Annotated in this window: 14 protein-coding genes; 3 read left to right on the forward strand and 11 right to left on the reverse strand. The window is 56.0% G+C overall.

Annotated features, from left to right (window positions below):
- Window positions 1-648 precede the first annotated feature (648 nt).
- On the reverse strand, window positions 649-1,554 hold the full coding sequence (locus ACR0JI_RS17845) for a LysR family transcriptional regulator (protein WP_480495795.1): 906 nt from the start codon (window positions 1,552-1,554) through the stop codon (window positions 649-651).
- Window positions 1,555-1,650: 96 nt separating this feature from the next.
- Here ACR0JI_RS17845 and ACR0JI_RS17850 point away from each other — a divergent pair, with 96 nt between their 5' ends.
- The 3 genes from ACR0JI_RS17850 (at window position 1,651) to ACR0JI_RS17860 (ending at window position 6,376) form a co-directional block, all read left to right on the forward strand.
- Entirely contained in the window at window positions 1,651-3,177 is a 1,527-nt protein-coding gene (locus ACR0JI_RS17850) for a sulfatase family protein (RefSeq protein ID WP_480495793.1), read from the forward strand.
- Window positions 3,178-3,212: 35 nt separating this feature from the next.
- On the forward strand, window positions 3,213-4,880 hold the full coding sequence (locus ACR0JI_RS17855) for an ABC transporter substrate-binding protein (protein WP_480495791.1): 1,668 nt from the start codon (window positions 3,213-3,215) through the stop codon (window positions 4,878-4,880).
- A gap of 104 nt (window positions 4,881-4,984) precedes the next feature.
- Window positions 4,985-6,376: an amidase gene (locus ACR0JI_RS17860; protein WP_480880155.1), complete on the forward strand. Its 1,392-nt coding sequence runs from the start codon at window positions 4,985-4,987 to the stop codon at window positions 6,374-6,376.
- Window positions 6,377-6,546: 170 nt separating this feature from the next.
- Here ACR0JI_RS17860 and ACR0JI_RS17865 read toward each other — a convergent pair whose 3' ends face one another.
- The 10 genes from ACR0JI_RS17865 to ACR0JI_RS17910 all read right to left on the reverse strand — a co-directional run bounded on the left by ACR0JI_RS17865 (window position 6,547) and on the right by ACR0JI_RS17910 (window position 19,239).
- Complete coding sequence (locus ACR0JI_RS17865) at window positions 6,547-7,938, reverse strand: FAD/NAD(P)-dependent oxidoreductase (protein ID WP_480495787.1); 1,392 nt, start codon at window positions 7,936-7,938, stop codon at window positions 6,547-6,549.
- Entirely contained in the window at window positions 7,935-8,222 is a 288-nt protein-coding gene (locus ACR0JI_RS17870) for a (2Fe-2S)-binding protein (RefSeq protein ID WP_480495786.1), read from the reverse strand. The genes ACR0JI_RS17865 and ACR0JI_RS17870 overlap by 4 nt, the downstream gene beginning before the upstream one ends.
- Complete coding sequence (locus ACR0JI_RS17875) at window positions 8,206-9,315, reverse strand: NAD(P)/FAD-dependent oxidoreductase (RefSeq protein WP_480495784.1); 1,110 nt, start codon at window positions 9,313-9,315, stop codon at window positions 8,206-8,208. The genes ACR0JI_RS17870 and ACR0JI_RS17875 overlap by 17 nt, the downstream gene beginning before the upstream one ends.
- Before the next feature lie 496 nt (window positions 9,316-9,811).
- On the reverse strand, window positions 9,812-10,690 hold the full coding sequence (locus ACR0JI_RS17880) for an aminotransferase class IV (protein WP_480495782.1): 879 nt from the start codon (window positions 10,688-10,690) through the stop codon (window positions 9,812-9,814).
- A 76-nt stretch (window positions 10,691-10,766) separates the two neighbouring features.
- Window positions 10,767-11,699, reverse strand: coding sequence for a phosphate acyltransferase (locus ACR0JI_RS17885; protein ID WP_480495780.1), 933 nt, complete (start codon window positions 11,697-11,699; stop codon window positions 10,767-10,769).
- 1 nt (window position 11,700) lies between these two features.
- On the reverse strand, window positions 11,701-12,792 hold the full coding sequence (gene buk / locus ACR0JI_RS17890) for a butyrate kinase (protein ID WP_480495778.1): 1,092 nt from the start codon (window positions 12,790-12,792) through the stop codon (window positions 11,701-11,703).
- 30 nt (window positions 12,793-12,822) lie between these two features.
- Complete coding sequence (locus ACR0JI_RS17895; RefSeq protein ID WP_480495776.1) at window positions 12,823-13,950, reverse strand: pyridoxal phosphate-dependent aminotransferase; 1,128 nt, start codon at window positions 13,948-13,950, stop codon at window positions 12,823-12,825.
- Window positions 13,951-14,009: 59 nt separating this feature from the next.
- Entirely contained in the window at window positions 14,010-15,644 is a 1,635-nt protein-coding gene (locus ACR0JI_RS17900) for a 5-guanidino-2-oxopentanoate decarboxylase (protein WP_480495774.1), read from the reverse strand.
- A gap of 17 nt (window positions 15,645-15,661) precedes the next feature.
- Entirely contained in the window at window positions 15,662-17,677 is a 2,016-nt protein-coding gene (locus tag ACR0JI_RS17905; protein ID WP_480495772.1) for an oxidoreductase, read from the reverse strand.
- A 23-nt stretch (window positions 17,678-17,700) separates the two neighbouring features.
- A complete protein-coding gene (locus ACR0JI_RS17910; protein ID WP_480495770.1) occupies window positions 17,701-19,239 on the reverse strand; it encodes a trimethylamine methyltransferase family protein in 1,539 nt (512 codons plus the stop codon).
- Window positions 19,240-19,257 lie beyond the last annotated feature (18 nt).

Genomic DNA, 19,257 nt, shown 5'->3' on the forward strand with positions numbered 1-19,257 from the left:
CGAGACGCGGGACTTTGGCGCCGTTCTCCTTGCAGTTATTGCTGATGCAGAAAACCCTAACTTCCGCAGCGCGAATTTTTCGACAGCTCGGTGGTATTCGCCAAACCGGCCGTTCACAGGCGACAAACTCGCCGAAATTCGAGCTACTCTTTCGCTGCAGTCATCGACAAGTATCAAGGAACAGGACAAAGCCGTCACCCCCCGTCGCCGGGGGCAATGACGGCAAGCAACCCAATCGCGACATTGTTATCAGGGGCAGTGACGCTCAATTGGGAGTGCAAAGCAATTGGGCCGTTCCACCGAATGCAGCCATCCAGCAGGTGGTGACGGCTCCGGCCAAAGTTGCGTTCCTCGAATAGGGTGGATCAGCGCATGCAACGACAAGCACAAATGTCGCCTTCGAGTTGAAGACGAGTTCGCACCGCAGACAATGCGATCGGCAGTTCCAAGTCGTTCCGCCAGGATAGGCCGTTGACGCCGGAGAGTAATTGGGGGCTGCGAAATAGCGGGTGGCCACTTCGAGGTCGTGCCAGGCAACTGATATGCAGCCGAATATAGTAAGGCAGCCATATCCGGCCGCGTGTTTGCCTTCATTTCAGCTGGCGGCGCAGGAGCAAGACAACGCCGGAGGCTACCTTTCTAATGTCATCAGGCCAGCTGGTTTACCCAGGAGACAATCTTGTCAATTTCAGCAATCAGGGAAGCTTGGAAATCCCTGTCGATCATCGAGGCCCTGGAGCCAAGCGGCTCGAACACTGCGAACCTGTAGAATGGCAACTCTCTAACAACACGCGGCTGCCCGCTGTTGTGCTGCTGCCAGTAGTGGGCTGTGAACGCATCCACGATGGGAAGGCCGCCGCAGTGCTGCGACAGGGTGAGCGCGGCCAGCGAGGTTTCTGCGGTCAACGGTGATTGCACATTTGCTCCGATGTTGCGCAGCGCCAGCTCGTCTGCAACTTGTCCCAGCAATCCGATGATCGGATAAGGGCGCAGGCTGCGCAGCGGCAGCGATCCTTTCTCTTCTGACAGAGAATGCCCTTCGGGAACAAAGCACATATGCGGAACGGTGCTTTCGTACAGAACCTGCATCCCGGATGGCATGTGCAGGACATTGGCGAATCCGGTTCTGAGCGTGCCGGAGCGGGCAAAATCCAGCACCCATTTGGAGGATTTCACCTGCCAGGAGACTTTGATCTGCTTCTCCCTGACTTGCATCCGTTCCAGTGCCCGAGGCACAATTTCCAGCGAGGCGGCAGTGATGGTGGCTATTGAGAGCGTACCGCGCTCTTTGCGCGCGATCTGGGCTGCTGCCTCCTCAAGGTTTGTCAGCACCAGGTAGTTCCGCTCCACTTCCTCGAGAAAGGCCTCCGCCTCTGGTGTGGGCCTCACGCCTTTGCTCTGGCGCTGAAATAGCGGCACCCCGAATTGCCGCTCAAGATCACCAAGAATCCGGCTGACGCTGGGCTGGGACAGGTTCATCCGCCGTCCCGCCGCCGAGACGGAGCCGGTCTGCATGACTGCCCGGAAGATCTCCAATTGCTTCTGCGTGAACATGATATGCATTTTGCAAATATCATTGGCAAAAGATAGTATTTTTCCGGATTTCGGGGAAGCAATAGGCTTTTGGCAGCGCCAAGCCGGAGATCTGCAATGCCACCCAATGTCATCCTGATCATGACTGACCAGCAGCGGGCGGACAGCCTTGGCTGCACCGGCAACCCGGTTGCGCGGACACCGCATATCGACGCGCTGGCGGCGCGCGGCGCGCTGTTCCGCAATCATTTCACCCCCCATCAGATTTGCTCGCCAAGCCGCTCCACCCTGTTTTCCGGCCTGTTCGCCCGGCACCACGGGCTGACCCGCAACGGTGTGGCCCTGCCCGAGGACCTGCCGCTGATCACGCACGATCTGAAGGATGCAGGTTATCGAACCCACGGAGCTGGGAAATTCCACTTCCAGCCGATCCTGGCCGGGCCGGAACATGAAATGCCAGATTCCAATGCGTTCTGGGAGTTGCCGCAAAGCGAAGGCTGGGCCGGCCCGTTCTACGGATTTGACAAAGTAGACATTCTGATCGGCGAGTCGGTAAGCGCGACCGAAGGCGGTCATTATGCCAATTGGCTCCGGGAAACTGCGCCGGACGCAGCGTCGCTTTACCTGCCGGAAAATGCGTTAGAGCCCGGGCCGGAAGATCTGGACGAAGTCTGGAAGTCCGCAATCCCGCCAGAGCTTCACTACAACACTTGGATCACCGACCGGGCCTGCGGCTTTCTTGAGGAGCAGGATGGGGAGCAGCCCTTCTTCCTGTTCGTGTCCTATCCCGACCCGCACCATCCGTTTTCGCCACCCGCCCCTTGGTGCGATATGTACGACCCGCAGGAGGTTCCGGCCCCGGCTCTGACAGCGGATGAACTGGCAGCGATGCCGTCCTACATCCTGGACGGCGATCGAGAGGAAGCCGGCAAGAGCTATGTCGATTTCCTGCGCAATCCCGGGCCGCCGCGCGAGCAGGGTTTCATGCAGACCACACAGCGGTTTTCGGAGGCCTCGCTGCGACAGGCCATTGCCCACACATATGGCATGGTTTCGATGATTGACAACTGCATCGGCCGCTTGCTGGCGAAGCTGGAGGCGCAGGGCCTGGCTGAAGACACCCTGATTATCTTCACGTCGGACCACGGCGAGCTGCTGGGTGACCACGGGCTGATCCGCAAGGGGCCGAGTCCCTACCGTCCGCTGCTGCATGTGCCGCTGGTCATCGCCGGCCCCGGTGTGGCGCCCGGCACGCGTGCGGGTATCACCAGTCACTTGGATCTGCGCGCAACGCTTCAGGATCACTTGGGGTTGGAACGCCGCGAAAACGACGGGCAGTCCTTTCAGCCTATGCTGGACGCTACTGCCGCTGAAGGTCGCAGTTGCCTTTATGCAGAATATCATCCTCGGACCCGCAAAGAGACCTACAACCAAACACTTATTACCGGGGAGTGGCGGATCACAATCTATCCGGAAAACCCGGAATGGGGCGAGATGTTCCACCTCGCTGAAGACCCGGGAGAACATATGAATCTGTTCTTCCACCCTGACTTTACTGCCCAAAAACAAGCCTTCATCGAGCAGATGAGACGCGAGTTTCCGCCAGCCCCGCAAGCAGGCGGAGTGTCGCTTGCAACCTATTGAAAACGCACTGCCAAAACTACCACAGGGAGATCAAAATGACCCACGATGAGACGAACAGCCTAATTCATCCCGCGGCCCGGATGCACGCAGAGGAAGTGCAGCAAGGAAAGCTCAGCCGCCGCGAATTCCTGGCCCGCGCCACAGCCCTAGGCGTCAGCACAGCCGCCGCCTACGGCTTGCTTGGCAAGGCTGGTCCGGCCCAGGCCCAATCTGCCGCTACGCCTAAACAAGGCGGCACACTGCGCGTCCAGATGAATGTGCAGGGCCTCAAGGAACCGCGCACCTATGACTGGTCTGAGATGGGAAACCTCACGCGCAGCACGCTGGAATACCTGGTCGAGTACAACAACGACGGCAGCTTCCGGGGCATGCTGCTTGAGAGCTGGGAGGTGAACGACACCGCAACCGAATACACGCTCAATGTCCGCAAAGGCGTGAAATGGCACAACGGGGATGATTTCACCGCCGAAGATGTCGCGCGCAATTTGGTGGGCTGGTGTGATAAATCGGTTGACGGCAACTCGATGGCAGGCCGAATGGGCACGCTTGTAGATCCGGAAACTGGCAAGGCGATCGAGGGCGCGATCGAGGTTGTGGACGCACATACCGTTCGGCTGAAACTGCCGCGTCCGGACATCTCGATTGTTCCGGCAATGGCAGACTATCCCGCTGCGATTATTCACGAATCCTACAATGCAGCGGAAGGACACAAGAACATCGGAACCGGCCCGTATCTGATCGAAGAGCTGGAAGTTGGGAACAAAGCTGCACTCGTGCGCAATACCGGGCAAGAATGGTGGGGGTCCGAGGTCTACGGCGGCCCATACCTGGACCGGATTGAATTCATTGACTACGGAACCGATCCGTCCTCCTGGCTGGCGGCGGCCGAGTCGGAAGAGATTGATGTGGTATATGAATCGCTGGGCGATTACATCTCGCTGTTAGACAGCATCGGACTTGAAAGGTCCGAGGTGGTCACCGCATCGACCATTGTCATCCGTCCCAACCAGCAGGCCGAGGTCAACGGCATACGTCCCTACGAGGACGTGCGGGTCCGCCGCGCCCTTGCGATGGCCGTGGACAATAAGGTGTGCTTGGAACTGGGCTACAATAACCAGGGCATTCCTGCGGAAAACCACCATGTTGCCCCGGTGCATCCGGAATACGCTGAGCTTCCTCCGCCGGTCCATGACCCGGAAGCCGCACTTGCACTGATGAAAGAAGCTGGCATGGAAGATTACGAGCACGAGCTTCTGTCCATCGACGATGACTGGCGCCGAAACACCACGGATGCCGTCGCGGCCCAACTGCGTGATGCCGGGATCAAGGTGAAACGCACTGTCCTGCCAGGATCGACGTTCTGGAACGACTGGGCCAAATACCCGTTCTCCTCAACGAACTGGAATCACAGGGCGCTGGCTGTTCAAATTCTGGCGGTCGCCTACCGCTCGGGCGAACCTTGGAACGAATTCGGCTGGGCAAATGCCGAGTTCGACGCCTTACTCGATGAAGCGCTTGCAATTGCCGATGCGGAAAAGCGCCGCGCGGTCATGGCAAAGATCCAGAAACTCATTCAGGATGAGGGCGTGACGATCCAGCCCTACTGGCGCTCGCTCTACCGTCATGTACGCCCTGGTGTTCTTGGAGCTGAAATGCACCTCACCTACGACTTGCATCATTATAAGATGGGGTTTGCAGGCTGACACCGTATGCTTCCGCTGCGTGAATTTGGTCATGCAGCTGAAGGTTCACATGAGAAGGGAGCACTTGGGTGGTGCTCCCTTCCGGCAATGAGGAAAAGCTCCAGATGCAGGAATGGCTATTCGCTTCCGCAGTCCAGATGGCCGCGGCATTGCAGCGCAAGACGATCTCAGCGCGCGAACTGGTGACCTTGCATCTGGAGCACATTTCAGCAGTAAATCCGGCCATCAATGCTGTCGTCACTCTGGCCGCGGAACGCGCGCTCGACGAAGCGCAAAAGACCGATGCGCAAATTGCCCAAGGCCGGTTCTCGGGACCGCTCATGGGGGTTCCGGTCACAATCAAGGACTCGTTTGATACCGAAGGCATTGTCTCCACCTACGGAATGGCCGCTCGGGCTGGTTTTGTGCCCGACCGGGATGCGACCGTTGTGGCGCGCCTACGCAAGGCCGGCGCCATCGTTCTGGGCAAAACCAACACTTCAGAGCTGACTGTTTACCGGGCCGAGCATACCAATCCCCCCCTGCATGGCCGTACCAACAACCCGCATGATCTGGCACGCTCACCCAGTGGCAGCAGCGGCGGTGCGGCGGCAGCGGTGGCAGCTGGATGTGCCGCTTTGGACATCGGCAGTGACACCGGCGGCAGTATCCGTGATCCGGCCCATGTTTGTGGGATAGTTGGTATTAAGCCAACTGCCGGTCTCGTCCCGCGCACCGGCCATTGTGTTTCCTATGGGCTGGGCATGCTTGACCTGCTCACACAGGTCGGACCGATGGCGCGCGACGTCGAAGACGTCGCTCTGGCACTGGCTGTTATCAGCGGTCCTGATGGAAATGATCCGGATGCCAAGTCGGTTTACTCATGCAGTATCGAGGACGTGGATCTGGCGGGCCTGCGGGTGGCTTACTACACCGGCAGCGGAGCCCATCAGGTTTCCGATGATACCACCAAGGCCGTGAGAGGTGCCGCGGCTGCTTTGCAGGATGCAAAAGCTATCCTTTGCCAGGATTTTCCTGCCTGCCTGTCCAACGCGTCCAAATTGTTTGAGGCCTTGGTGTCGGTGGACGGAGGATTGTGGAAGCATGAGCTTGCCAGGTCCGCCATCCGCAGTGGCACTGCCGGGTCAAGGAAACTTATGCCGCAACTATCAGTGTCAGCGCCATACGGCACAGACACCGCATTCGAAAAGCGGATAAAAGCCTTCAATGCCGGTCTGGCGGATTTCATGGAAGAGTATGATGTCTTGCTTGGGCCGGTGGCACCAAGGCCCGCTCGGTTGCACGAAGGCACGCCGCAAAGTTTCAGTTTCTGGAACGAGTTGAGTGCCCATAACCTTAGCGGCTGCCCCGCCGTGACAGTGCCCGCAGCGCGCACTTCAACAGGGTTGCCCATTGGCGTTCAGATCGTATCGGCAGCTGGGCGCGACCATGTTGCGCTGGCAGTGGCTAAAGCCATCCAAACCCGGCTGAATTGCAGCTCCAATCCAAAAGTCTAGACAGCAACAGACTGAACATTTTTTCATTCTAGTAATTACTGCACTCTGAGTAGAGAAGCTTGGTCAAACCGCCAGATGCTGTGCATAGACTAAACTGGTGCGATGTGCGTAAAATGACATTTACCCGACGCTGGTGCATCGCATTGACGTCAACCATAGGGACTTTTGATTTAGAAAGTTTCAGCAGTTGATTTTCCAAGCTTGGCAGTTTCTTGCAATGAGACGGGCTTTAGCGGGGTGCGAATTCGAAAAGATCCAACTTCATCTTTGTGGTGTCCGCTTTCCTGGGCCAACAGCTCAGTTACAGTGAGCCCGCAATTTCGCCCCTGGCAGTTGCCCATACCTACCCGGCTGTAGGCTTTTGCCTGATTGGGACCAGCGCATCCCGCACGCGCGAGATTTCGGATTGTTCCTGCCGTAACATTTTCGCACCGGCAAATGATAACATCATCTCCAGGGCACAAAATGGCCTTTGGCGGAGCGTAAAGGATATCAAGAAAGGATCGAGGCGGTAATTCGCGGGTCAACTCAAGTGTCGGCGCCTTGGCTAGGGCATTAAGCAGTTGATGATCAATTCGGTTGAGTAAATGCAAAATCCGAACTGATGCCAGGCGTCCAAAACATTCCGCCGCTTTGGCACCTGCGATTCCGGCTCCGTCACCTGCAACGAACACCTTTGGATTGCTCGTTTGCCCCCATCTGTCCGTGTTTGGACGAAAACAATGTAGCCTGTCACACCAGCTATGCTCCAATTGCAGGGAGCGGGTGATTTGGGTATTCGGGACTACGCCCTGATGCAGCAGTACGTTTTCACACCCAATCGAACACTGCCGGCTTCCGACACGAAACGCCAAACCGTCAGCCCTGTCGTGTCCTTGCACGCTTAAATCAAACGCGCCAGTGTAGCGCTTCACTCCTGCTTCCTGGATCAACTGCAGGAATTTCAATCCCTTCGACAGAGTTCGCCAGCCAGCAAACACTCCTTTGATATGCCGCAATGCTCGCAAGTACGACGACATGGTTTGCGTTTCAACCAAAGCAATCGGAGGCGTGCCTGCCTTAATTAATTGCGCCGCCAACAGATAGAGCAAAGGACCCGAGCCCGCCAACACGGCGTTCGATGGCAAGAGGCTCGAAGTTTTCATCAAGATTTGCGCGGCACCAGCCGTCATAACACCCGGCAATGTCCACCCTGGAATGGGAACGGGACGTTCCAGCGCACCCGTTGCCACCAAGACGTACCGGCCTCTGACCTGATGCGGTTCCGCGGCCTTGGAGAATGTGACAACCCCGGTATTGTCGATGCCCCAGACCGTTGAAGAAGGATGATAAGTGACAGGAGCCGACAGCAGTTCGGTAACGAGAGCCAAACCCTCCGAATAATCGCTCCCCAAGATTTGCCTTTGACGGGGGCTGGAGCCGGAGAGGTTTCGAAACACCTGCCCGCCGGGGGAAGATTGCTCATCGATCAAAGTGACAGACGCCCCATGTTCCGCAGCGGTCACTGCGGCCGCCATTCCAGCGGGGCCGGCCCCGATTACAACAAGGTCCTGATCTGTCATGTGCCTTCTCCCAGGGCTTCCAGGGAACGCACAGCCATCCCGTCGGTCACCAGAATCTGGCAAGCCTGAATAGTTTCACCGTCGAGTACAACCAGGCACTCGTAACAACTTCCCATCATGCAGTAGGGCCCGCGAGCGCGGTCGGCATACTGTGCATTGCGGAAAACCCGCTCGTTGCAGGATAATAAAGCAGCAGCCAAAGTATCGCCTTCTTGGGCCTGCAGCGTCTTGCCATTGAATGAGAAGAGGATCGTCTCGCCATCCTGGTTAATTCGCTGAAACATCGAACCGGTCCATGTTGAAGGCTGTCAAATCGGGCGCGTCGCTTTCACCGGCTATCCAGCGTGTCAAATGTTCCGAGTGAGCGGCAGCAAGTGTAATTCCGCTATGGCAAGTGATTAAAAATGCACCGGGATGATCCGTTGACTGCGCATAGATTGGAAATCCATCAGGTGATACAATCCGGAGTGCCGCCCAACTGCGCAGCAATTTGGCTCGTGCAAGTATCGGGAACATTTCAACTGCGTGACGGGCCAAGGCGGCAATCGTGGGGATGTCTTCACGATCTTCCATCCCAACCTCGGCCTTGGTCGCCCCAATTTGCACGCCGCCTTCGTTCACCTGCCGGATTTCAACGTTTGGGCGGTTCATGAGCTTTGGTAGTTTCTCTGTGATCAAAAGTTGCCCCTGCTGCGGGCGGATCGGCACTTCAAATCCAAGTTGACGGCCCAATTCCCTGGCTCCAAGCCCGGCTGCAAGCACGATTTTTTGCGCACGGCAAGTTATCCGGTTTTCCGCCTCAACGAAAAAATCATTCGCGCCCGGCGTAATGCTTCTGACCCTGGCCTGCTTTTTGATCGTTCCCTTCAGAGAACGTATTCCAAATGACAAAGCCATGATCAGACCAAATGGGTTCAGATGCCCATCTTCAGGCGAATAAATGGCACCCGCAACGGTCGTGCCGATGTTGGGCTCTTCCCGTTTTAATGCTGTGTGACCCATGACTTCGAAAGGATATACCCCCTCCAGTTGTCTTTTGAGGGTTTCATACTTTTTTGTATCCCGTTCCATGTCCTGCTCGTTCAAGTAAATGGAATATCCGCCATCCTGCACCAATGAAACACACTGGCCCGAGCGTTCCTCCAGTTCATTGACAAAGGCAGGAAAGTGTGCAGCCGAGCGCTGGCTCCATTTGGCATATTCAGGGTATGATAGCCCTTTTCCCTGAACCCAGACCAAGCCGAAATTTCCGTGAGATGCGCGGTAGGCAACATCCCCTTCATCGAAAACACAAATCGTCTTGCCGTGCTTCAAAAGGCCATAGGCAATCGACAGCCCGACAATGCCTCCGCCGACAATTACGTATTCCGCATCCAATGATGCACTCCCCCGCGTTTGGTCTGTTTCGAACCCTTAACTGATACACTTCCTTGAGAAACGACCGGTCCACGCCGTCCTTGATTTTTGATATTCGCAGGCTTGCGTCTGATTGTCTCGTCAACATCGCCGCAGCTCGCGTGATAGCCGTCATCCGATAATCAAACCCATCGGAACGGGAGTTCAACTCCAATGGAACCTGAGCGCCTGAAACCAGAAAAGCTGGTCGCGCGTTGCCGTGTAATTTCCGAGCCTTACACGCCTATTTGAGTGGCGAGATATGTGTCAAAAGGTCTGGCGAACAGTCTAGACCGGTGGCATTTTTTAGCTGCTTCTGCGTGGCCAAGGTGTTTGGTGTTGCAATAGATGTTGGTTGAAGCCAGCAAATTCAGCCTTTCCAAACAGAAGTGCTGCCCATGGACGGAACCGTATCGGAATTCGCTCTGACAACCGATGTGCAAGGCATTTTTTAAGCACTGATGAGCCTCCTCCTATTTCAAGACGATTTGTGTGGCGCTGCATGTCGTATCTGCCGAAGGTATTCTTTATAAAGCAAACGCGTAAATCGACCGGGTTCGCCTGTCCCGATTTTTTGTCCATCGATCTGAACTACTGCCTGGATGTAGCTTGATGATCCGGTCAATATCGCTTCATCCGCGGCGAGGGCTTCCTCTAACTGAAATTTGCGCACCACATATTCGAGCCCCATTTCATCTGCTACACGAAGCATCGCCCGACGTGTTATGCCATGCAAAATGTTGTTGTCCGCAGGCCGCGCAAAGAGCTGGTCACCTTTGACAATAAAGAAACTGGACGCTCCGCCTTCAGTTACGAACCCCTCGTCGTCAATCAGAAGGGCTTCATAATCACCTGCAGCATGAGCGTTCGCTTTTGCAATCACCTGGCCCAACAAATTCGTGGTTTTGATATCGCGGCGCTTCCATCGTAGATCGATATGGCTCCGCATCGTGACTGACAGAGGATCCTTATCAGGTCCATCCGACCCGTGTGGCTGAATGAACGCCAGAACATTCGGGTTGACATCAAGCCCATAGACAAAATTGCGATCCGCTTCTCCCCGTGTAATCTGCAGGTAGATGAAACCACGCTGCACTTGATTTCTGGAAATAAGCTGCTCAAAAATCTCGGCGTATTCCGCATCCGAATGCGGATTATTGAAATTCAGCTTTTGAAAAGAGCTTTTCAACCGATCAAGATGCATTTCTTGGTCGAACGCACGGCCGTCCAAGACACCAAGACCTTCATAAACTGAATCTGCAAACAGAAACCCGCGATCGAATACAGAAATCCGTGCGTCCTTCCCTTTCAAGTAAGTGCCATTGAGATAAACAATCCTCTCTAAGTAGTTCGCCACAGCTTCCCTCCGGAGATCGATGTACTAGGTTTGGCGCGCCGGCAGTTCACGGTCGGGCGGCACCGATTTTGTTTCTTCATACCCGCAAATCTGCGTTTGATTGGCGCTTCCACGTCGCCGCAGCCAACGTGATAGCCAGTATCCGTTTATCAGGCCCGTCGGAGCGGGAGTTCAGCACCACCGGAACCTGAGCGCCTAGGAGCAGAGAGGCGGTTTGCGCGTTGCCGTGCAGCTTCCAAGCCTTAACTATTGAATTTGCCGAGGTGATATTTGGAAACAAAAGGACGTCGGCATTTCCGGCAACTTCAGAGGCGCCCAGGTTTTTGATTAGTGCTGCCTTTTTGCTGACGGCAACGTCATATCCAAACGGGCCGTCAAAAGACAAACCGGCCGAACAGTTCGCACGGTAGCTTTCTGCCATCTGAGCAAAATCAATCGATCCGGCGACAGATGAGCTTGGCTTTTCACTTGCAGAGACCGCGGCAACGCGAACGGTATGGTAGCCAAGATGTTCAAATAGACCAACGGCATTAGCGACGATGGCCCTTTTTTGATCCAGGTCAGGTTCGGGAATGATCCCGTTATCTGTCGCGGCAAGCAATTTAGGGTACGAAGACATTTCTGCAACCGTCACATTTGAAAGGGTGCCAGTGCCGCGAATGCCATCCTGCTTGTCTACGATGGCTTTCAGGTAGGTACGGCTGTCGACATGCCCTTTTACCAAAATCTGGGCCTCGCCGGTTCTGACCGAGCGGACTGCAAGCTGAGCGCACATCTGATCGTCATCCGCTGAAACAAGCGTCATTTTCCCTCTGCACGCATTGTTCGCGGCATGCACATAGGCACTGGCGTGTTTGACGGTGACAATCGCATAACAAACCAGTCCGCTCTCGATCGCCTTAACGATGGTGGTACAGACAGTTTCACTATCGCCACCAGCCACGGCGATCCGTACAGGACCATGTTTTTCTGCGATCTCTCGGATCTGAGTGAATGAGGTTAGCGCCATATCAGGCCCTTTCCACCGGCCAAGACATTGCTGTTTCGCTGCCGGAAAGAATACGTACCGCCCCCTGTGCCAAGGCCAAGCATTCGTCGCTGCCGGGGTAAATGTAACAGGGCGCGAGCTTGGCGGTCTTCTTCCTTAAGTAACCTGTGACAGTCCGGCTATTTGCCATTCCGCCCGTGATAACGATCCCATCCAGATCAAAATCTGCAACCGCCGCCATGACACCGATTGCCTTGCTGATCTGATAAAGCATTGCATCGTAGATCAATCTTGCGCGCTCGTCGCCTTGCGCCACCATTTCCTCGACCTTGCGCACATCTTTGGTTCCCAGGTATCCGTAAAGCCCACCTTGACCGTAGAGCTTGCCCAAAAGTTCCGCCTTCTCGTATTTTCCCGAGTAGCAAAGCTCGATCAGCGGAAGAGGGGGCAACCCGCCCGAACGCTCTGGAGAGAAGGGCGAACACTCCATCCGGTTGGAGGAGTCGACGATCCTGCCATCCATTAGCATGGCCACAGAAATTCCGGCTCCGAGATGCGCGACTACTGCACGAAGCTCCTCAAAAGGTTTTCCTATTTCACTCGCCAGACGCCTGCCGCAGGCTCTAACATTTAACGCATGCACAAAACTAAACCGCGATATGTCTGCAAAACCTGAAATACGAGCAACGGGGGGCAGTTCATCGACGCTGACCGGGTCTACAACAAACGCTTTTACCCTGTGTTTTTGGGCGATTTCCCGAGCCAAAGGAGCACCCAGATTGCTGGCGTGTTGATAAACAGGATGATTGAAGCAGAAATCGACCAGTTCCTCATTTACTTCGATCACGCCTGACGGGACCGGCGTCAGCATTCCGCCACGGCCCACGCAAGCCAGGATTGGGTCATCCTGCAAGTGGTCGTTCAGGAATGTCAGGACCGATTTCATTCTGAATGAAAACTGATCGGGAATGCAACGGAAGGCACCCATGACTGTTTCGTCATGATCCATAGTCTTCGCCGCTTTGAGAAGCACTCCCCGCGAATCAAGGGTGTAAAGCGCACACCGGGTGGTCGTTGATCCCGGGTTGATGGCGAGTATGCAGCCATTTGACATGAGCTTTCCCTTTTGCGGCAGGCTGGAAAATTAGCAGGCTTGGGCCGTGTTTGACGCTGGAGTTAGGCCCGCGAGGAACTTGCAAATACGGCCGAGACCTTGCCTTAGTTCGTTTTCTTCCAAGGCGAAGGTGACCCGAACCATATCCTTGAGCTCTGGGCCGAACAGTTCAGCATTCAGCACCGATACGCCAGTTTCCGCATATAGTTTGCGGACAAATTGGTCTCCGCTCAGACCGGTCTGCGCAACGGGCAGCAATATGAACATACCGGATTCCGGCGCCAGCACACTGGCATTTCCCTGACCGGAGAGGATTTCAACAGCAATGTCGCGCAGATGCCGGTAGTGATCCTTCAAAACGCTGGGATTCATCCCAATAGCCTTGACGCCTGCCAGCTGGATGAAGCCGGGAAGGCCGTAGGTCATGGCCAGCGACAGAGCTGACGCGCTGTTGCTGAAGGTCTCCGGCCCGCACGCCCAACCGATGCGCCAGCCTGACATCGAATGCGACTTGGAAAGGCTACCGATTGTAATGCAACGTTCGACCATTCCAGGCAGCGACATCATCGGCACAGGATCCTCGTCATAGGCAAGCAGGCGGTACACCTCGTCGGCGACAACCCACAGATCGTGCCTAATGGCGACGTCGGCTATCGCTTCTAGAACTTCACAGGAAAACACGGTGCCGGTTGGATTAACCGGGGAAGCAAAGAAGATTGCCTTGGTTTTTTTTGTAACAAGCGCATCTAGTTGCCCCACATCGGGTTGAAATCCCAGCTCTGCCGGGCAGGGCAGACGAACGATCCGGGCGCCAAAGGCGCCTAGCGTCGCCCCATAGGTGACATACATCGGATCGGCCACGATTACTTCGTCACCGACCTCAAGCAAAAGAGCGCTGGCCATGAACAATGCATTCTGCGTGCCGGCGGTGATCGTGACGCTATTGGCTGTGCATGCAACACCTGACGCGTTTGAAAGATGCTCCGCCACGGCCTTCCTAAGAGGAAAAATTCCCCGTGGTTCGACGTAATGCGTGGCCCCGCTTTGCATTGCCGAGCAGGCTGTTTCTACAACTGCCGGATCGGTGTCGATGTCATTGTCGCCAACGCTCATGACAATCACGTCTTCGCCGCTTGCCTTCGCGTGTTTGGCCTGCATGTGGATATCCCAAGCCGCTGCCCCCTGATCCGCGATACGGTCCGCAAGTTTTGTCAATTTCATGCTCCGGTTCTCCCGGTGTCTGACAGGGCTTCGAAATAAACCGTTTCGGGGATTTCGATCAGAGCAGGGCCATCTGCGTTCAGTGCATCTCGAAGGGCATCCGGCACTTCCGAAGCATGTTTAACGCGCTCAGAGGTCCACCCGAAGGATTTGGCAAGCGTCACGAAATCAGGCGGCGTGGCCTCTACGCCGACTGGACGCACATTAGCGCCGGTCATGTCATCGCGGATTTGCCCCAGTGCCGCGTTGTTCCAGATAATGTATACGATAGGCAGATTTTCCTGAACCGCCGTCGCCATTTCCTGAATTGTGAACATCGCCCCGTAGTCGCCGGCAATGGCGACAATGGGGCGATCCGGGTCAGCGACGCGAGCGCCAAGGGCCGCGGGTAACGCATACCCAAGCGTGCCGTAGCCCGTTGGCTGCAAAAAGCACCCAGGACGGTCGAACGGCAAGTAACGGTTGGCGGTATAAACAACCTGCGCCATGTCTCCGGCAACGATGGTGTCTGCGGGCAGGGTATCGCGCAGGTGTTTCAGAAACGCCATATGTGCGCTTTGTTTGACCGTCAGGCTGTCCATCTGTTCTTGCAGACAGGAGGCGACTCGCGACGTCACTTCAAACTTCAATGCTCCGGAAGAGTGGTCGCTTAGGGCGCCCGCCAGATGGGCTGCCACCTGCCCGGCATCACCATGGAGTGCAATGTCCGCGCCATAGTTGTCCTCTAGTTCCTGTCGATCAATATCCGCCCGGATCAATAGACCTTTGAACGCGAAATCATCACTCCAAATATCCGTTTGTGCCAGGTCACTGCCAAGAACCAGGATCACGTCGCACTCATTCAGCAATTCCTGCGTATGGGGGACCGATAATGTCGCGCCGAGATTGAGCGGGTAGGCGTGAGGGACCGCCCCTTTGGCAGCGATGGTTGTGACGACAGGCGCAGACAAAGTTTCTGACAGCCGTAGTACGTCGCTACCGGCGGCTTTCGCACCGCCCCCAACGATGATGGCAGGGCGCTTGGCTTCCTTGAGGCATACGGCCGCCTTGTCCATATCTGCGCGGTTTGCCGTGGCGGGTGCAACCGGCGCACGGGCACACCAGCGCTCGCTTACAGTCTGAGCAAAGACGTCCAGCGGGATTTCGACATGGGCCGGCCGCGGACGCCCCCCCTGAATCATCCCGATTGCATCTGCAATCAGATTTGGAATATCTGAGGGCTTCAACGCCGTTCCGCCTGCCGCAGTAATGGGTCGCGACAACGCTCGCTGATCTGTGGTTTCGTGCAGACGCCCCCATTTTTTACCCAGGGACCAGCTTTCATTCACGGAGCTGACCACCAGCATCGGAACCGAATCCGAATAGGCCTGGGCAATCGCGGTCGAGGCATTTGTCAGGCCGGGTCCCGTGATCAGAAAACATAGGCCCGGCTTGCCGCTGATCCGCGCATACCCATCGGCCATGAAACCCGCCCCCTGTTCGTGGCGGGCAAGGATATGGCGCATCTTGCCGTCCTGCAGGCCGCGATAGAGTTCCACCGCATGGGTGCCGGGAATACCGAACACTGTATCAAAAGCATAATCCGCAAGCAGATCAACCAGCGCTTCACCGCAAGAAAGAGTAGTCGTCATAGGTTGGGCTTTCTGCGTCAGAGAGCGAGGCTGATGCGCATGGCATCCAGCATGGCCGTGTGGATGTCGCGACACGAAACCGCATCGCCGATAGCAAACAGCTGAAACCCTCTTTCGTTGTCTGCGCCTGGCTGCGGGGCTGCCGCAATGGCGCTTTCGATGTGAGTCACACCCCGATTGACCGACTGATCTCTCAATTCTGCAAACAGTTCGTCATTCGGGAATGTACCGTTTTCGATGATCAGATGGTCTGCGCTAAATTCGCAGGTGTCTCCAGCAAGGATATTCTCAAACTGGGCGGTGACGCGATTGCCATCTCGCCTAGCACTGACCAGGCGATGATCTACCGTAATCCGCACATTGTGCTGATAGAGGCGCTCCATGAAATGCGGGCGTTCGACCTTGCCGGTTTCATACGCGGCAGCCGAGTCGGGCGTAACCAAATGGACAGTGACACCACGCGATCCCAGATGATCGGCACAAGATGGTGCATGCTGCCGTCCCAGATTATCAACGATCAACACGGTGCCGGATACTACATCAGGGTTGGCGAGCACATCCCAGGTCGACAGAACCGGCGCTGAGATGTCGGCGTCGCTACCCTGGGGGATACCGCCGGTTGCGACAAAAACGACATCCGGTTCTTCGGCAAGAATGTCATCCGCTTCTGCGAAACTATTCAGACGCTGGTCAACGCCCAGTCTGTCAATCTCGGCAGCCAGCCAGTCTGTGATGCCAATCAGATCCCGCCGCCAGGATGCTTTGGCAGCAAGCTGAACCTGACCGCCCAACCGATCTGCCGCTTCGAACAAGATCACATCATGTCCGCGCTCGGCCGAAACGCGCGCTGCCTCCATCCCACCGGGACCGCCGCCCACAACAACAACCTTTTTCTTGCGCCCGGTGCTTCGCGGAACATCATGCGGCATGAATTTTTCCCGCCCAGTGGAGACGTTGTGGATGCATTGACGATAGGTCGAACAATAGGTGGCCCCGACACAGGGGCGAATGCGGTCTTCTTGACCGGACGCAATCTTTTTGACGATGTTTGGGTCGGCAATATGGCCACGGGTTATCCCAACAAGATCGATCAGGCCATCGCGGATGGCATAGCGAGCGGTGGCAATATCGGTGATCCGGGTCGCATGAAACACCGGCATGTCGACTTCGCGCCGAAACGTTCCTGCCATTTCAAGGAACGGAGCAATGGGACGTGCCATACCGGGCATGTAGTCCGCCAGACCCTTATAGGTGTCCAGGTGCCCGTGAACGACACCGAGGATATCGACCAGCCCGGCATCGCGGTAGAGGCGCGCAATTTCAAGGCATTCATCCTGGGTCAAGCCACCTTCAAAACCCTCTTCCATCGGCATGCGCAGACTGATGACAAAATCGTTCCCTGTGCGCCGGCGCATCTCTTCCAGAACAAGACGGCCGAACCGCGCCCGGTTTATGACCGAGCCACCAAAATCGTCTTCGCGCAAGTTTGTGTGGCGCGACCAGAACTGATCTACAAGATGCCCGGTCGCCAGCAACTCGCACCCATCAAGGCCACCTTCTTTGCAGCGCCATGCCGCGTCGCCAAAAGCATTGACCACACGGTCGATGTCTTCCGTCGTCATTTCCCTGGCGAATGTCCGGCTCATCTCTTCGCGGCTTCGCGACGGCGCAATTGTCGGCAGCCAGTTGCCGCCGAACGACGAAGTGCGCCGACCCATATGGGTGATCTGGCACATGAGCGCCGTCTCATGTGCGTGCAACCGTTCCGCAAAGCGTTGGAAATCCGGAATAATGGCGTCATTCGACAGGTCGAGCTGACCGAACATAGGAGGTGAATCCGGCGCAATGTTCGAAGCACCTCCAAACATCGTCAGCGCCAACCCACCTTTGGCCTTCGCCTCGTGGTACAGTTGATAGCGTTCACCTGGCCGCCCGTTCTCGGCGTACGAAATCGCATGGCTTGTCGAAATGATCCGGTTTTTCAGCGTCAAGTGCCCTAGCTGCATCGGCTTGAGCAAAGGATCGCGAACCATAACATTATCCTGTGTCACGGCATCTATTCCATCGCTTCGGGAATTTGGGTTTTACGGCGGGCGATGAATTCGCAAAGCGCCTCATCCACTTCTAGATCCAAGTGAGGTGCCTCATAGTCATTCAACATGGATTTCCACAATCCATTGGCACGGGTAGCGGCATCTTTTCCGCCTTCATCCGTCCATTGCTCGAACGATTGTGAGTTTGAAATCGACGACTCCAGAAACACATCCTTGTACCGCGCCATCGTGTGGGCCGATCCTAGGAAGTGGTTGCCAATTCCCACTTCGCGAAAGGCGTCCAGACCCAGCTCTTCATCGTCGATCCTGATACCTTCCAACATTCGTTGAAGAATGGCGGCGTTGTCCGCATCCATCACGAATTTCTCATAAGACGTGCATAATCCTCCTTCATAGGAGCCCGCCGCGTGGATGACGAAATTCGAACCGGCCTGCGCTGAGGCCATCAGGAAACTCATGGCCTCCTGCCCGGATTGGGCATCCGGCAGCTTGGAAGTTGAATAAGACCCGCCACCCCGCATAGGAATGCCCAACCTGCGAAACAGCTGTGCTATGCCGACTATGGCCAGCATAGGTTCCGGTCCGCGAGACGGGGCGCCCGAACGCATGTTCATGGCCGATGACAGAAACCCGGCTAGAACTGGTGTGCCGGGGTTGATGAGCTGAGTAAGCGCGGCTCCGGCCATCGATTCTGCCAGCCCCTGCACAAGATTGGCCGCAATCGTGGATGGTCCCGTCGCCCCCGCAATCAGAAAGGGCGTGATTGCAACTGCCTGCCCGGCCCGCGCATAGATCTTCAGCGCCGCCAGCATCGTATCGTCCATGATCAGGGGTGAGTTCACGTTGATGATGCTGGTCAGGTAACATTTGCTTGCGTCAAAATTGTCGCCGTGAAGGATCCTGATCATCTCAAGACTGTCTTCAGCGCGGCTTCCGGCGGTCACTGCCCCCATGAAAGCTTTGTCGGAATACTTTATGTGCGCATAGAGGGTATCAAGATGACGATGAGACACCGGAATGTCGGTCGGTTCACAAATCACGCCCCCCGAATGGTGCAATGACGGGGACATGTAAGCGAGCTTGACGAAATTCTGCAAATCCTTGATCTGTGCGTAGCGCCGCGGTTCGTCCTGGGACATGACGAACGGAGGTCCGTAACAGGGGACAAGGACAGTGTTCTTACCCCCGACCCAGACGGACTTCTCAGGATTTCGGGCATGTTGAACAAATTCTGACGGTGCCGTGGCCTGAACAAGACCACGCAGCATTCCCTTTGGAAATCTAACCCTTTCACCATCAACTTCGGCCCCGGCATTCTTCCAGATCCCCAGGACTTCGGTGTCGTCCCTGAACTCCATGCCAATTTCCCATAAGAGGGTGTCAGCAGCCTCCTCAATCTGGGTGAGCGCTTCGTTGTCCAAAACCTCCCAATAAGGTGTTTTGCGCGCAATATATGCCGCAGCTTTCTGTACCTGAGTTTTCAGGTTGCCGTCTCCGCGTCCTCGACGCGTGTTTCTTTTTCGCCGGGATTGACCGTTCATTTCTCTACTCAGTTTGAT

This window comes from Ruegeria sp. N10 (assembly GCF_056531545.1).